Source organism: Erwinia aphidicola (genome assembly GCF_024169515.1).
In the GTDB taxonomy this organism is placed as follows: domain Bacteria; phylum Pseudomonadota; class Gammaproteobacteria; order Enterobacterales; family Enterobacteriaceae; genus Erwinia; species Erwinia aphidicola.
The window spans coordinates 3,265,140-3,279,412 of record NZ_JAMKCQ010000001.1; the positions used below are offsets into that span (position 1 = coordinate 3,265,140).

Here is a 14,273-nt window from a genome sequence, read left to right on the forward strand (position 1 = left end):
TTACTCCGGTGCCGTCAGTGCTTGATAACTGGCGGCACCTTCAATATCGACCCCGCTCTGCATCACCTGCACCGTCTGGTGCGGTGCCTTAATGCCTGCCTTATCAAAGTGCTTCTTCACCATGCCATCCAGCGCGAAACGCACCGTCCACTGCTTCAGTGGTTGAGTAGTAAACGACACGCGCACGGTAAATGACTGATTGGTCAGCCCGACCAGCCCGGCAAATGACGGCTCGCCGATCACCATACCGCGAATGCTCTCGTCTTCCAGCAGCTCCTTCACCGCCGCCTGCAGCGTGGCGTTCACCTTTTCAGCCTCTTCACGACGGTCAACATCATAGTTGGCGACAAACGAACCGATGCCGCGCACGAAGTTGGCAAAGGTGGTAATCGAAGACCACGGGATAATATGGTAAGCCCCGGTATCCTGACGCACGCCGACCGAGCGGATAGACATGCGCTCCACGGTGCCGGTGATGGCGCCAATGGTCACCAGATCGCCGGTATTCATGCCATTCTCGAACTGGATAAAGATGCCGGTAATAATATCCTTCACCAGCGTCTGCGAACCAAACGACACGGCCAGGCCCAGCGCCCCGGCCCCTGCCAGCAGCGGGGCGATATTCACGCCAATCTCCGACAGCAGGATCATGATGGTGATGGTACTGATAATTACCGCCAGCGCATTACGGAACAGCGTCAGCAGGGTACGCGCGCGGGCGCTCGGCATCGGCCGCCCGTGCGAGTCAGACGCCAGCCGGCTTTCGATCATGCTGGCCAGCAGCGTCCAGCCCACGGCGGAGAAGAACAGGATCACCACGATGCGGATCAGAATATCCACCAGCTTCTCGCCCGCGCCGACCGTCAGCCAGTGCCACAGATCAAACAGGTTCCAGGCATTAAGCAGCAGCAGGGTGACGGCAAACACGGTGATCACGCGCGCCAGCTTGAGCATTGCCGACACCCAACCGTTGACCCGGCTTTGCAGCTCGGGGTAGTTACGCCGCAGCTCCGGGGAGAGCACGATAGTTTTGCCAATCCAGCGCGTCAGCATGCCGGAAACCAGCGCGCCGATGCCGACAATCGCCAGCGAGCGCACTGTGGCGGCCATCATAAACTGCAGGCTGTCGCCAGGGTTGAACATTGAAAACAGGAACAGCGCAATAAAGTAGGCGCTCGCCAGCCAGTGCCACACCAGCGCAAACGCACGGATAAACAGCGCAAAGAAAGAGAGCGAGCGGTCTGCCAGACGCGCCAGCGCCTGCTGGATATTGCGCCGGTTATGGAAAATCAGATACAGCGCCCACAGGGTGATCAGCCCCATGATCGCCACGTTAACCAGCGCTGCAACCTGCACGTTCACCTGATTCGCCACAATCGGCACAATCACCAGCAGGCCATAACCAATCAGCCCGCTCAACCAGCTCAGGCGCGTATTCCAGTAGTGAGCGCGGCCGTCGGAGAGGTGGAAGAAGCGCAGCTCGGGAAAGCGCGGGCAGAACATCAGGCGCAGGATGGCCTTGAAGAATTCAATGAGCGCAAAGGCGTTAAGGAACAGCCCCTGCTGATAGGCGATGGTGCGGCTCCCGGCATTCATATTGTCACTGAGGATCTGCCCGACGACCAGCGCCAGCGCCAGCAGCAGCAGGTCGATGATAAAGGCCGCGGCAATCATCCCCGGCAGGTGCAGCCAGCTGCGGCGGTCGGCATTCTTCTGCCGCCCCCACGCGCCCATGCGGCGGTACAGCGGGGAGACCGCCCAGCGCACCAGCCAGTAGAACGTAAATAGCGCGCCCGCCAGCATGGCGAAATGGCTCAGGGCGTTGAAAAATGTCTGATGATTAAAGGGCTTATGCGGGGCATTAACGATGCTGCTGTGCAGCTGCTGCAGGCGTGAGGCAAACTCGGCGCCAAAGTGGCGGCTGACGTCGGTGACGCCCTGCAACACGGTTTTATCTTCATCCTCTTTCGGGGGCGTGAGCACCGGCGCTTTGCCCGATGGCTGCGCGGCAGCGGCGTTTCGCAACTGTGCAATAAGCTCCTGGCGCGACGGGTCGTCAGCGAGAATATTTGCCAGCGCAGCATAGGCGGCTTTTTTATCATTAAGATCCGGCTCGGACTGATTATCGCTGTTCTGCTGGGAGTGTGAAGCGGCAACGGCGGCGGCGGGCAGGCTGACGGCCTGTGACTGCGGCACACCGATAAACAGCAGCAGCAGCAATGTGATACGCAGCGTGCTGGCGAATCCTGTCATCCTCTTCTCCTCGGGTAGCGCAAAGCAGAAAAGTATAGACCCTGATTATCGGGTGGGGGAGGAAGAGGGCATTTTGCGATAAATTGAAAGCAGGGGCAGCGGGCGCCGCCCCTGAACAGATTACGACACGTGCTGCAGGAACTCACGCAGACGGTCGCTTGGCGGGTTGCTGATCAACTCGTCAGGATTACCATCCTCGGCGATGCGGCCCTTATCGATAAAGATCAGGCGCGAAGCCACTTTCTGGGCGAAGCCCACTTCGTGCGTGACGATCACCATCGTCATGCCTTCTTCGGCGAGGTCCTGCATCACTTTCAGCACCTCGTGGCGCAGCTCCGGGTCGAGGGCCGAGGTTGGCTCATCAAACAGCATCATCTTCGGTTTAACCGCCAGCGCACGGGCAATCGCCACGCGCTGCTGCTGACCACCGGAAAGCTCGGAAGGGAAGTGGTTGGCGCGCTCGGCCAGCCCGACTTTGCCCAACAGCTCACGCGCCAGGCGCTGGGCTTCGGCTTTCTTCGTGCCGCGCACGCGGATAGGGCCAAAGGCGACGTTATCCAGCGCGCTCATCTGTGGGAACAGATGGAACTGCTGGAATACCATCCCGGCTTCCTGACGGATCAGGCGGTCATCAACTTTTGGATCGTTAACCTTTTTGCCATCGACGATCAGATCGCCGCTGGTGATCTCTTCCAGCTTGTTAATGCAGCGCAGCAGCGTAGATTTACCGGAGCCGGATGGCCCGATAATCACCACCACTTCACCCTGATTGATTTTCAGATCGATGTTGTGCAGCACCTGGGTAGCACCGAAGTGCTTGGATACGTTTTTAAATTCAATCACAGGATTTTCATCCTTCTCTCAAGGCGACGCAGAACAAAGCTCAGCACCAGCGTAATAATCAGATAAATAACGGCAACGGCGCTCCAGATCTCCAGCGCGCGGAAGTTACCGGCAATAATTTCCTGGCCCTGACGGGTCAGTTCCGCCACGCCAATGACGATAAACAGCGAGGTGTCTTTGATGCTGACAATCCACTGGTTACCCAGCGGTGGCAGCATGCGGCGCAGCGCCAGCGGCATAATCACGTAGCGCAGCGTCTCGCGGCTGGAGAGGCCCAGTGCCAGACCGGCTTCACGGAAGCCACGGTTGATCGACAGCACCGCACCACGGGTAATTTCCGCGATGTAGGCGCCGGAGTTGATCATGATCGTGACCACTGCAGCGGTCAACGCATCGATTCTGAAGTCAGGCAGTGCCATAGGCAGAGCAAAATAGATAAACATCACCTGCACCACAATCGGGGTGCCACGGATCAGCTCGATAAAGACCAGCGCGATGTTACGTGAAATCCAGCCACCGTAAGCGCGGGCAAAGCCAGCGGCCAGGCCGATAATCACGCCGCCCAGCAGGCCCAGGACCGAAATCCACAGGGTCATTTTGGCGCCTTCAAGCAGGATTGGAATAGCAGGCCAGATGGCGCTCCAGTCAAACTGCATGTTAATTCTCCGGATCTAAAACCATTTTTGTTGAAGTGGAAAAAACGCAGAGGCAGAAATCCCGTTCTCTGCGTTTAAGCTAAAAGCTGTTTTTATAATTATTTAGGTTCGCTGCCGAACCATTTTTTGTACAGTGTGTTGTAAGTGCCGTTGTCGCGCAGCGTTTTCAGCGCGCCGTTCACTTTTTCACGCAGGTCGTCGCTGCCTTTCGGGAACGCGATACCGTACTGCTGTGCTTCAATAGAGTCACCGACGGTTTTGAACTTACCTTTACCAGCGGTATGGATGTAATAGAGGATATTTGGCGTATCGTGCAGCACGCCGTCAGCACGGCCAATACCGAGCTCCATATAGGCGTTGTCAATGTTCGGGAACTGACTCAGCTCTTTGGTTTTGATGTGCTCTTTTGCGTAATCAACCGAACCGGTGCCGCTTTTCACTGCCAGCACTTTGCCTTCCATGTCTTTGATGCTTTTCACTTTGTCGTTATCGGCACGCACCATCAACAGCAGGCCGCTTTTGTAATAACCGTCGGAGAATTCGATCGCTTTCTTACGTTCGTCAGTAATGGTGATACCGGCCAGCGCAAGGTCAACATTACGGGTTTGCAGTGCAGGAATAATGCCGCTGAAATCCATTGGCTTCAGGGTGTATTCCATATTCAGCTGCTTCGCGATGGCATCCCACAGGTCGATGTCGAAACCGACATACTTGTCACCCTGTTTGAATTCAAAAGGGACGAAAGCGGTGTCGGTAGCAACGACCAGCTTTTTGTCGGCGGCTGTGGAAGACATAGCAAATGCCAGCGTCAGCGCGGCAAGTGAAACCTTAAAAATTGACTTCATCATTTTATCCTTATCGCTTTTCAGGAAAGGTCTTTCCCAATTAAATGCCCGCAGCCCTATGGAAGAATCGTGCCAGGTTTGCAATGACGATGAAAAACAGCGGGTTAATTGCGATTTTTCTTAAAGCAGCTGATACGATTCAGGCTGTTGCACTCTTTTGGTGCCTTATTTTGGTGCGTGATGTTTTTTGTGGTGCAGGGCAGTTTTAACAAATTATCGGATAAAGACAACAGATAATGTCGCACGGTAACAATTTATTGCTATGGAGTTCTGATTTTTAACCTGAAAAGGGGGGAGAAGCGCTCAATTTGCCGGGCAGCTGCTGTGAGCGGTGGGTAAAAAAAAAGCAGCTGACGCGGCAGCTGCTTTGGGGTTCAGGGTTTCCAAAAGCTGCGCCGGACAGGGCGCAGTAACGGAATTATTCGATGTTAGATTCGATAAACCACAGGAACTTATCGAGGTCGCGAGAGGCCGCGGTGAAGATATCGGCGGTGTCTTCATCCGGCACTTCGCTAATCGCTTTGCGCGTATCGTTAGCAACCACTGCGTAGCGGTCAGCCAGCGCTTTCAGGTGATCCTGCACGCTGTGAATATTCAGCGGGTAGCTTTTCAGCGGAGTTTTATCCTTCACGATCTGCACTGTGCCCAGCGCCACGCCACCTAACTGCACCACACGTTCTGCAATGGTATCCTGGTGCTCGGTAATTGCGGTGCGGAATCCATCCAGCATCTCATGCACGCCGATAAAGTTCGCGCCACGCATGTTCCAGTGCGCCTGCTTGGTGATCAGCGACAGATCGATAAACTCGGTAACCAGACGATTAAGCACCTCGATAGTGGCTTTTTTCTCGTCTTCAGCCACGTCGTTACGGGTGTAAATCAGATCGGAAGATTTTGCTTTGACCAGTTTAGCGGTACTCATATTAATATCCTCTTAATAGCCAGGTTGTCCTAAATACGGGATTAAGTATAGCACCGCTTTTAAGGCCTGCTCGGAAGTTAGCGCCTATTGATGGGATAGCAGCACGCTGTTGACTAAATAAACGTAAACAGGTCCTTTTTTAAATAAGGATAAGAATGATTTTCATTGTTATTCTGGTTTTATCTTGCTGTTTTATAATGATTTTAATTTAATTTGCGTTATTGGGGTTATTTTTTAATTGAAAGGATAACAAAATATGTCAGAGAGGAGTAATTAACCTTTTATTCACCTGAGGGTATTTTGTTATTAACTAATAAGATAATTCTCACCCGACAGCGATTATACCAGCAGGTGAGAACCGTTTATTCTCTTAGCTCACTGACCGGGTCGATTTTTTGCTTCGACGGGCGCATGGTCAGGGTAGAGCCCGCCGAGGCGGCAATGATAGCCAGCAGCGCCAGCCACTGTACCAGGCTCAGAACCTCACCCAAAAACAGCATGCCCGAAATGGCCGCCATCGCCGGTTCCAGGCTCATTAACGTCCCGAACGTTTTAGCCGGCAGGCGCGTCAGGGCCACCATTTCCAGCGAGTAGGGCAGGGCGCTGGAGAGCACGGCTATCGCCAGGCCAATCGGAATTAAAGAGAGCGTCCAGACCCCGGGGTTGGCATAAATCAGCCCGAGCGGAACAAACACCAGTGAACCAATCAGCGACCCCGCCGCGACGGTGGCTGGTCCGTGCTGACTGCCCGCCCGCTGCCCGGCAAGGATATACAGCGCCCACAGTGCGCCCGCGGTGAGGGCCAGCAACGCCCCTTGTGGATCAACACTTCCGATGTCGTGGCCGATTGGCAGTAAGAAGTAAAGGCCGACCACCGCCAGCGCCACCCAGATAAAATCCAGCGGTCGGCGCGAACCCATCAGCGCCAGCACCAGCGGACCGGTGAACTCCAGCGCCACGGCAATGCCGAGGGGAACGGTGCGGATCGCCAGATAAAAGCTATAATTCATCCCGCCGAGCGCCAGACCATAGATTGCCAGCGGTACCAGCTGGCTGCGGCTGAATCGCAGGCGCCAGGGTTTGAAAATCAGGCACAGTATCAGGGTGCCCAGCCCAAGTCGCAGCGCAGTGATACCCGGCGCGCCCACGGTCGGAAACAGGGTTTTCGCCAGCGCGGCGCCTCCCTGAATCGAAGTCATTGCAATGATGAGTACCAGAACCGGTAACCAGACAGCGTGCTTTGCATGAGTTAAGGACATCCTGTATTCCAGCCTTTGTTGATCCGTGACATGAAAATGACGGCCTCAGTGTACTGTAAGGCGAAAAAAAACGCTGTGAGCGGGCAAAAAAATTGTCAGGAAAGGGTGAAAATAGGGCCATTCTGGTAAAGAAATGTCAAAATCAATTAGGAATTATCTCAATGAACCTTTTTTTACAGTGATAATTGCCCGGCAGGATTTGGTGATAATCATAAGTAAAAAGAATGACATACATTGCATCATTAACTTTCTGTTACACCAAACTTTTCATTAGACAATGAAATCAGGGCAGAGTTTCTTGCTGTTTTTTGTTATATTTTCAGCGTTGTCAGGAGAGAAGTACTTTCACATTTGAGGTGGTTTATGAAAAAAATTGCATGTCTTTCAGCACTGGCTTGCGTTCTGGCAGTATCTGCTGGTTCAGCAATGGCAAAAAGCACCGTTTCTGCTGGTTATGCGCAGAGCGACTATCAGGGCGTTGCTAACAAAGCTAACGGCTTCAACCTGAAGTACCGCTACGAAAACGGCAGCGATGCTCTGGGCTACATCGGCTCTTTCACTTACACAGAGAAAGATCGTACTGACGCAGGCGACTACATCAAGGGCCAGTACTACGGCATCACTGGTGGTCCAGCTTACCGTCTGAACGACTGGGCAAGCATCTACGGCGTTGTAGGTATCGGCTACGGTAAATACCAGTACAACGAACCAAACCGTGAAAAATCTGATTCAAGCGACGTAGGTTTCTCCTACGGTGCTGGCCTGCAGTTCAACCCAATCCAGGACATCGCTCTGGACGTGGGCTACGAGCAGAGCCGTATCCGCAGCGTTGACGTTGGCACCTGGACTGCTGGCGTAGGTTACAGCTTCTAAGTTGTCACCGCCAGAACCGTTTACCGGTTCAGCGCTGAAGAATCCGCCCCAAGGGGCGGATTTTTTTTTCTATTTTCCGAACGGATCCTGCTGAAGCTGGCTGAACGGCAGGCGCTGAAGCTTGAAGTTGGTCACTTCAATCGGCGGCGCTTTATCAGCGGAAACAAACCGATAGCCCGGCGCAATTTCCCGCGCCTGGATGCCGCTCCACTGGGAGAACAGCAGCAGGAAATCATTTGCCGAACGTGCAGCAGGGATCAGCTGGTGTCGGCTGTCGTCGCTGGAAGTGATAAACAGCGGTACCTCAAAATTCTGGCGATACTTATCGTCATGAGTCAGATACTCATTGCGCGTCCCTTTCTCCTTCAGTGCCAGCCCGTGATCGGAAAAATAGATCAGGGAGAAGCTCAGGCCGCTGCTGTGCAGCTGTTGCCACAGCTGCTGCAGAAAACCGTCGGTCTGGGTGATGCTGTAGAGATAACAGGAGGTTTCCAGCGAGTGCAGGCGTTCTACGTAACGGCCGCGCGTGCGGTCGCAGGCTTTCGGATGCGAGCCAACCAGGTGATAAACCAGCAGGCGCGGGCGATCCACCGGGCGGGCAAGCGCCTCAGGGGTGTACTTCAGCAGGTCCTCATCGCGCGTGGCTTTATCCGCTTCGAAATCCCCATCTTTCAAAAAGTGCACCGTTTTTGCCCGGCGGGCAATGCTGGCAATCGGGGTATCGAACTGGCCAATTTGCCCCTGGTTGGAGAGCCACCAGGTATCGAATCCGGCGCGGTTAGCCAGCGTAATAATATTGTTCTGATATTCCGGCTTACCGCCCACGACCTGAGTCAACGTCAGGCCGAGAGACTTTTGCGTGGATGAGGCCGCAGCGCTGTAGTGGGTGAAAAACTGCCCGTTGAGCTGGCTGGCGAACGGCGTGTTGTCCCAGCGGCCACCGAACGCGCCCAGCGCATCGCGGCGGGCGCTTTCACCGATCACCACCACGTAGATCTGCTGGTGCGGCTTTACCGCGGTCACGTGCCAGTCATCTTTCAGCGTTGCCAGCTGGTTCATGCGGTCGATCTCTTTGTCGACCGACAACTTGCTCTCCACGGTGTCTTTAACGAAGCGCGCCAGCGGAATACCGGTGTCTTTCAGGTTGAACACGCCGCCGGTCATCTGGTTGAGCAGCGGCTGGGTCAGCCATGCCACCACGACAAATGCCAGGCAGGCGCTCTCCTTATGGCTCCAGCCTTGCGCTGGCATCGGTTTACGCCATAGCGCGACGAGACCCAGCGCCAGAATAGCCAGCCCAATCAGATAGTCGTGCAGCGGGAAGATGGCCAGGATCTCACTGGTTTCTTCAGCGTTAGTGGCGTGCAGTGACAGTAGGGTATTGAAGTTCGGCGGGCCATAAACCTGGCCAAATGGGTAGTAAAATCCGGCAAGCAGCGCAGCGATAGCAATCAGGCACTTCTGCGCTCTGGGCGCAACTGCTGCCAGCAGCATCAGCAGCGCGCAAAATGCCAGGCTGTAAAGGCCGCTAAGCGGGTAGCCAAAAGACAGATTGATCAGGACGGACAACAGCAGATACAGCCCAATATACGGGCTAAGCCACGCACGGTAACGCACCGCCGTCGCAGTTTTAATTAAGGTCAGGTTCATTATGGGTTCTTATCAGGTCATTCCAAAGCGGCCGCTTCGATGCACACCGAAGCCACTGACTGCCGATACAGCTCGTAAGACATCAGAAGATAAGGAGGAGGGGGGGGCCCGACTGCCTGCACTCTTTACGAAAGGCTGGCAAGATAATCGCTGTTTTGAATAAAGGCAACCAGCAATATCAATACGTTCTGTGAAGCAGCAAACAAAATAGTGAAGGGCAGCGTCTGCGGGTTTTAAGAAGCCTGGGGACCAGGCTTCGGATGCGTCAACATTTCCAGCAGCATTAAGCGCAGCGTAAACGGCGAGCGGCTAAATAATTTCAGGATTAGGGGTAATTTCATCTGATGGCCCTCCGGTCAGTCAGGATATGAGTGAATTATCTACAGGTATAGCACAGGCTATAACTCTTAACCAGTGCTATTACGCTAAATTTTGTGCTTCTCAGTGGTTCGTTTACAATGTGCCACCAATGACCGCTGCGGCAGGGTTATAGTCGTAGTGGATAAGAACAAGAGGAAGCTGAATGAGTCGTCGCGCAAAAGTTGCAGTGCCCGCGCCACTGAAAGATATCGAAGAGCATGTCGAAGGCTTCCGCCAGGTACGTGAAGCACATCGTCGTGAGCTGATCGATGACTATGTTGAACTCATCTCAGATTTGATTCGGGAGTTTGGCGAAGCTCGCCAGGTCGATATGGCCGCCCGCCTGGGCGTGTCACAGCCCACCGTGGCAAAAATGCTTAAGCGCCTTGCTACCGTAGGCCTGGTAGAACAGGTGCCTTATCGCGGCGTCTTTTTGACGCCGGAAGGTGAAACGCTGGCTGAAGAGAGCCGCGAACGCCATCATATCGTCGAATCTTTCCTGCTGGCCTTAGGCATCAGCCCGGATACGGCGCGCCGCGATGCGGAAGGTATCGAACATCACGTCAGCGATGAGACGCTGGCAATATTCCAAAAATTCAGCGAAAGCCGTCAATAACGCCAGGTGCGCCAGCATGACCTCACTGCTCAGACCTTTTTTGCACGATCGATTTCTGCATTTGTTAGTGGTTCTGGGCCTGCTGCTGGCCTGCTTCGTTCCTTTTAAACTGGCCGAACTGCCGCGTGCCGTTGACTGGCCTACCATGGTGACCCTGTGCGGCCTGCTGATGCTGACCAAAGGCATCGAAGCCAGCGGCTATTTCGATGTGCTGGGGCGCCGACTGGTGCAGGGCTTTCACCATCAGCGCCAGCTGGCGCTGTTTCTGGTTGCTGCCGCCGCGCTGCTGTCCACCTTTCTGACCAATGACGTGGCACTGTTTATCCTGGTGCCGCTGACCTTATCGCTGCGCAAATACTCCGCACTGCCGATTGCCCGGCTGATCATCTTTGAAGCGCTGGCGGTCAACGCCGGTTCGCTGCTGACGCCGATCGGTAACCCGCAAAACATCCTGTTATGGCGCCACGGCGAGCTGGGATTCGCCGGTTTTATCTGGCAGATGCTGCCGCTGGCAGCGTGGCTGGTGCTGAGCCTGCTGCTGCTGACCGCTATCTGTTTCCCGCCAAAGAGAATCGAGCGCCATGCCGGGCAGGAAGACGCTTCCTGGCAACGCCGGCTGCTGGTGGCAAGCGCGCTGCTCTATGTGCTGTTTATCGTGGCACTGGAGCTGGATGTGGCTGCCTGGGGACTGCTGCTGGTGTTTGTCAGCTTCCTGCTGCTGTCGCGCCGCATCCTGCTCAGCATCGACTGGAGCCTGCTGGTGGTGTTTATCGCCATGTTTATTGACGTGTTCCTGCTCACCCGCCTGCCGGTGCTGCAGAGCGCATTAGCCTCCGTGGGGCAGCTCTCCCACGGCGGGCAATATCTGCTGGCCGCCGGGCTGTCGCAGGTTATCAGCAACGTACCGGCCACCATCTTGCTGCTTAGCAGTCTGCCGCCTTCTCTGCTGCTGGCCTGGGCGGTCAATATCGGTGGCTTCGGGCTGCTGCCGGGTTCGCTGGCGAATCTGATTGCGCTGCGTATGGCGAAAGATCGCACTATCTGGTGGCACTTCCACCTCTACTCTCTGCCGATGCTGGCCTGGGCGCTGGCGAGTGGATGGATTCTGCTTATGGTAATTCGTGCGGCCTGACCTCAGGCAAATCTGTATTCGTCAAGAAAGCCTGGCATTTGTCAATTTAGCCTCTATCGTTATAGAGGCTTTGCTCCGTAATTGTGCCCCAGTCCTTCGGACCACGATCCACTGCGGGACACAGCCTTGCGTAGATAATTGCGGCTACGGTTTCGTACCGCCTTTTGATTGATGGATATTATGGCTAATCAGACACCTTCCGTTCCCGATGATGAAAACCAGCAGCAAAATGACCACCCGCAGGACGATGAGACACCGCGCAAAAGCCCCGGCAAGAAGCCACTGATTATTCTGGCGGTGGTCGTGGTGGTGATGGTTATCGTCGCGCTGTTCTTCTGGCTCACCACCCGCAATATCGAAACCACTGACGATGCCTTCACCGAGGCGGACGCAGTGACCATTGCCCCGAAAGCATCGGGCTATGTCACCGAGCTGAAGGTGAAGGATAACCAGCGGGTGAAGAAGGGCGATCTGCTGGTGGTGATAGACCCGCGTGACGCCACTGCCCAGCGCGAACAGGCGCAGGCGCAGCTCGGTCTGGCACAGGCGCAGCTGCATCAGGCGCAGGCGCAGTTAGCGCTGGCCCGCGTGCAGTATCCGGCGCAGAAAGACCAGGCGCTGGCACAGCAGGCGCGTGCGCAGGCTAACTATAATAACGCCCAGGAAGACTATAAACGTCAGCGCGGCGTTGACCCGCGTGCCACCTCGCAGCGCAATATCGATGCCGCCAGCGCGCAGCTGCGCAGCGCCCGTGCCGAGCTGACGAACGCCCAGGCCCAGGTGGAAGTGGCCTCGCAGGTGGCATTGCAGATCCGCCAGCAGGAAACCAACGTCGAAGCGCGTCAGAGCCAGGTAGAACAGGCGCAGGCGCAGCTGAATACCGCCAATCTCAACCTCTCTTACACCGAAGTGCGCGCGCCGTATGATGGCTTCGTCACTAAGCGTAACGTGCAGGTCGGCACGCTGGTGCAGGCCGGTTCTTCGCTATTCTCGCTGGTCTCTGCCGATACCTGGATTGTGGCAAACTTCAAAGAGTCGCAGCTGGCACGCATGAAGCCGGGTGATAAAGTGGAGATCGGCATCGACGCCTGGCCGGACATGAAAGTGGAAGGGCACGTCGACAGCGTACAGATGGGCTCCGGCTCACGCTTCTCGGCCTTCCCGTCTGAAAATGCCACCGGCAACTACGTGAAAATCGTGCAGCGCGTGCCGGTGAAAATTGTGATTGATAAGGGACTGGATGCCAGTCATCCGCTGCCGATTGGCCTGTCGGTTGAACCGAAGGTGACGGTGGAATGAGTTCCGGCCAGAGCTGGAAACCAGCCAGTAACCCGTGGCTGGTCGCGATGACCGTGACGCTGGCGGTGTTCATGGAGATCCTCGACACCACCATCGTCAACGTGGCGCTGCCGCATGTGGCAGGTTCGCTGTCGGCCAGCTATGACGAATCAACCTGGGTGCTGACCTCGTACCTGGTGGCGAACGGCATCGTGCTGCCGATCTCGGCGTTCCTCAGCCGACTGCTCGGGCGCAAGCAGTTCTTCCTGATCTGCATTGTGATGTTCACCGTCTGCTCGTTCCTCTGCGGCATCGCCACCGAGCTGTGGCAGATCATCCTGTTCCGCGTGCTGCAGGGCTTCTTCGGCGGCGGCTTACAGCCGGTGCAGCAGTCGGTCTTGCTTGACTATTTCAAGCCTGCCGACCGGGGTAAAGCGTTTGGCCTGTCATCGATCGCGGTGATCGTTGCGCCGGTGCTCGGCCCGACGCTCGGCGGCTGGATCACCGATAACTACAGCTGGCGCTGGGTGTTCTTTATCAACATCCCGGTCGGTATTCTTAGCGTGCTGGCGATCTACCAGCTGCTGGAAGATCCGCCGTGGGAGCGGAAATGGGCCAAAGGCAAGCTGCGCGTCGACTATATCGGCATCAGCCTGATTACCCTCGGCCTCGGCTGTCTGCAGGTGATGATGGATCGCGGCGAAGATGAAGACTGGTTCCAGTCGAGCTTCATTGTCACCTTTGCCCTGCTGGCGCTGACCGGCATTGTCGGGGCGATCTACTGGCTGCTGTATGCCAAAAAACCGGTGGTTGACCTGCACGTGCTGAAGGATAAAAACTTCGCGGTTGCCAGCCTGCTGATGGCGGGCATGGCGGCGATCCTCTACGGCAGTTCGGTGGTGATCCCGCAGCTGGCGCAGCAGGATCTGGGCTATACCGCCACGCTCTCAGGGCTGGTGCTGTCGCCCGGTGCGGTGCTGATCGTGCTGTCGATCCCGCTGGTGCTGAAGCTGATGCCGATTATCCAGACGCGCTGGCTGATTGCCTTCGGCTTTACGCTGCTATGCGTGTCGTTTATCTACTCGGCCACGCTCACCCCGAATATTGATTTCACCACGCTGGTGTTGATGCGCAGCTTCCAGACTATCGGGCTGGGCTTCCTGTTCGTGCCGCTCACCACCATCGCCTTTGTCACCATTCCGCAAAAGCTGAATGCGGATGCCTCGGCGCTGTTCACGATGTTCCGCAACGTTGCCGGATCGATCGGTATTTCGCTCTCCACCGCGATGATCACCGAACGCTCGCAGGCGCGCAGTGCGGAGATGGTGCATAACATGACCCCGCTCAATGAGCCGTTTAACCTGGCGGTTGAACGCTGGGCGCAGGGCGTCAGGGACTTTGCGCATACGGTCGGTGACCCGGTGACTATCGCCACCGGCCAGCTCTATCAGCAGATGATCGTGCAGTCGCGGTTCCTCGCCTATATCGATGTGTTTATGGGGCTGAGCCTCCTCGCCCTGGTTCTCATTCCATTTTGTTTACTGCTGGCGCCAATCAAAAGCGAGGGCAGTGCAGGTGCACACTGA

At 55.8% G+C, this 14,273-nt stretch carries 14 protein-coding genes; 6 read left to right on the plus strand and 8 right to left on the minus strand.

Going from position 1 to position 14,273, the window contains the following annotated elements:
* The 4 genes from ybiO to glnH all read right to left on the minus strand — a co-directional run bounded on the left by ybiO (position 1) and on the right by glnH (position 4,597).
* A complete protein-coding gene (ybiO, locus tag J2Y91_RS15330; protein ID WP_133624110.1) occupies positions 1-2,253 on the minus strand; it encodes a mechanosensitive channel protein in 2,253 nt (750 codons plus the stop codon).
* A gap of 120 nt (positions 2,254-2,373) precedes the next feature.
* Positions 2,374-3,096 carry a glutamine ABC transporter ATP-binding protein GlnQ gene (gene glnQ / locus J2Y91_RS15335; RefSeq protein ID WP_048916611.1) on the minus strand — a complete coding sequence of 241 codons (723 nt, stop codon included), beginning with the start codon at positions 3,094-3,096 and terminating at the stop codon, positions 2,374-2,376.
* A complete protein-coding gene (gene glnP, locus J2Y91_RS15340) occupies positions 3,093-3,752 on the minus strand; it encodes a glutamine ABC transporter permease GlnP (protein ID WP_048916610.1) in 660 nt (219 codons plus the stop codon). Before glnP ends, glnQ begins: the two co-directional genes overlap by 4 nt.
* A gap of 98 nt (positions 3,753-3,850) precedes the next feature.
* Positions 3,851-4,597, minus strand: a complete 747-nt coding sequence (gene glnH / locus J2Y91_RS15345) for a glutamine ABC transporter substrate-binding protein GlnH (protein WP_048916609.1) — start codon at positions 4,595-4,597, stop codon at positions 3,851-3,853.
* A gap of 83 nt (positions 4,598-4,680) precedes the next feature.
* On the opposite strand from glnH, the gene J2Y91_RS22995 reads away from it, so the two are divergent.
* Complete coding sequence (locus tag J2Y91_RS22995; RefSeq protein WP_290369425.1) at positions 4,681-4,806, plus strand: hypothetical protein; 126 nt, start codon at positions 4,681-4,683, stop codon at positions 4,804-4,806.
* A gap of 209 nt (positions 4,807-5,015) precedes the next feature.
* Here the strand turns inward: J2Y91_RS22995 and dps are convergent, their stop codons facing one another.
* Positions 5,016-5,519: a DNA starvation/stationary phase protection protein Dps gene (gene dps, locus J2Y91_RS15350; protein WP_048916608.1), complete on the minus strand. Its 504-nt coding sequence runs from the start codon at positions 5,517-5,519 to the stop codon at positions 5,016-5,018.
* A 362-nt stretch (positions 5,520-5,881) separates the two neighbouring features.
* Positions 5,882-6,778, minus strand: coding sequence for a threonine/homoserine exporter RhtA (gene rhtA / locus J2Y91_RS15355; protein ID WP_133624109.1), 897 nt, complete (start codon positions 6,776-6,778; stop codon positions 5,882-5,884).
* A 363-nt stretch (positions 6,779-7,141) separates the two neighbouring features.
* Here rhtA and ompX point away from each other — a divergent pair, with 363 nt between their 5' ends.
* Positions 7,142-7,651 carry an outer membrane protein OmpX gene (gene ompX / locus J2Y91_RS15360; RefSeq protein ID WP_048916606.1) on the plus strand — a complete coding sequence of 170 codons (510 nt, stop codon included), beginning with the start codon at positions 7,142-7,144 and terminating at the stop codon, positions 7,649-7,651.
* A gap of 69 nt (positions 7,652-7,720) precedes the next feature.
* Here ompX and J2Y91_RS15365 read toward each other — a convergent pair whose 3' ends face one another.
* Both J2Y91_RS15365 and J2Y91_RS23190 read right to left on the minus strand, forming a co-directional pair.
* Complete coding sequence (locus tag J2Y91_RS15365) at positions 7,721-9,301, minus strand: phosphoethanolamine transferase (RefSeq protein ID WP_133624108.1); 1,581 nt, start codon at positions 9,299-9,301, stop codon at positions 7,721-7,723.
* 233 nt (positions 9,302-9,534) lie between these two features.
* Positions 9,535-9,642 carry a hypothetical protein gene (locus tag J2Y91_RS23190; protein WP_472776626.1) on the minus strand — a complete coding sequence of 36 codons (108 nt, stop codon included), beginning with the start codon at positions 9,640-9,642 and terminating at the stop codon, positions 9,535-9,537.
* Between the two features lie 182 nt (positions 9,643-9,824).
* On the opposite strand from J2Y91_RS23190, the gene mntR reads away from it, so the two are divergent.
* The 4 genes from mntR to J2Y91_RS15385 all read left to right on the plus strand — a co-directional run bounded on the left by mntR (position 9,825) and on the right by J2Y91_RS15385 (position 14,273).
* Positions 9,825-10,277 (plus strand): manganese-binding transcriptional regulator MntR, encoded by a 453-nt coding sequence (mntR, locus tag J2Y91_RS15370; RefSeq protein ID WP_048916604.1) that lies wholly within the window; start codon positions 9,825-9,827, stop codon positions 10,275-10,277.
* Positions 10,278-10,293: 16 nt separating this feature from the next.
* Positions 10,294-11,409 carry an SLC13 family permease gene (locus tag J2Y91_RS15375; protein WP_133624107.1) on the plus strand — a complete coding sequence of 372 codons (1,116 nt, stop codon included), beginning with the start codon at positions 10,294-10,296 and terminating at the stop codon, positions 11,407-11,409.
* Positions 11,410-11,580: 171 nt separating this feature from the next.
* The gene (locus J2Y91_RS15380; RefSeq protein WP_133624106.1) at positions 11,581-12,708 is read left to right on the plus strand and encodes an HlyD family secretion protein; all 1,128 of its coding nucleotides are present in this window, start codon (positions 11,581-11,583) and stop codon (positions 12,706-12,708) included.
* Positions 12,705-14,273: a DHA2 family efflux MFS transporter permease subunit gene (locus tag J2Y91_RS15385; RefSeq protein ID WP_048916601.1), complete on the plus strand. Its 1,569-nt coding sequence runs from the start codon at positions 12,705-12,707 to the stop codon at positions 14,271-14,273. The genes J2Y91_RS15380 and J2Y91_RS15385 overlap by 4 nt, the downstream gene beginning before the upstream one ends.

Excerpts from the sequence above, each read along its gene's own strand:
- ybiO (WP_133624110.1), bottom strand. The coding sequence starts at position 2,253 with ATGACAGGATTCGCCAGCACGCTGCGTATCACATTGCTGCTGCTGCTG.
- glnP (WP_048916610.1), bottom strand. The coding sequence starts at position 3,752 with ATGCAGTTTGACTGGAGCGCCATCTGGCCTGCTATTCCAATCCTGCTT.
- glnH (WP_048916609.1), bottom strand. The coding sequence starts at position 4,597 with ATGAAGTCAATTTTTAAGGTTTCACTTGCCGCGCTGACGCTGGCATTT.
- J2Y91_RS22995 (WP_290369425.1), top strand. The coding sequence starts at position 4,681 with ATGACGATGAAAAACAGCGGGTTAATTGCGATTTTTCTTAAAGCAGCT.
- dps (WP_048916608.1), bottom strand. The coding sequence starts at position 5,519 with ATGAGTACCGCTAAACTGGTCAAAGCAAAATCTTCCGATCTGATTTAC.
- rhtA (WP_133624109.1), bottom strand. The coding sequence starts at position 6,778 with ATGTCCTTAACTCATGCAAAGCACGCTGTCTGGTTACCGGTTCTGGTA.
- ompX (WP_048916606.1), top strand. The coding sequence starts at position 7,142 with ATGAAAAAAATTGCATGTCTTTCAGCACTGGCTTGCGTTCTGGCAGTA.
- J2Y91_RS15365 (WP_133624108.1), bottom strand. The coding sequence starts at position 9,301 with ATGAACCTGACCTTAATTAAAACTGCGACGGCGGTGCGTTACCGTGCG.
- J2Y91_RS23190 (WP_472776626.1), bottom strand. The coding sequence starts at position 9,642 with ATGAAATTACCCCTAATCCTGAAATTATTTAGCCGCTCGCCGTTTACG.
- mntR (WP_048916604.1), top strand. The coding sequence starts at position 9,825 with ATGAGTCGTCGCGCAAAAGTTGCAGTGCCCGCGCCACTGAAAGATATC.
- J2Y91_RS15375 (WP_133624107.1), top strand. The coding sequence starts at position 10,294 with ATGACCTCACTGCTCAGACCTTTTTTGCACGATCGATTTCTGCATTTG.
- J2Y91_RS15380 (WP_133624106.1), top strand. The coding sequence starts at position 11,581 with ATGGATATTATGGCTAATCAGACACCTTCCGTTCCCGATGATGAAAAC.
- J2Y91_RS15385 (WP_048916601.1), top strand. The coding sequence starts at position 12,705 with ATGAGTTCCGGCCAGAGCTGGAAACCAGCCAGTAACCCGTGGCTGGTC.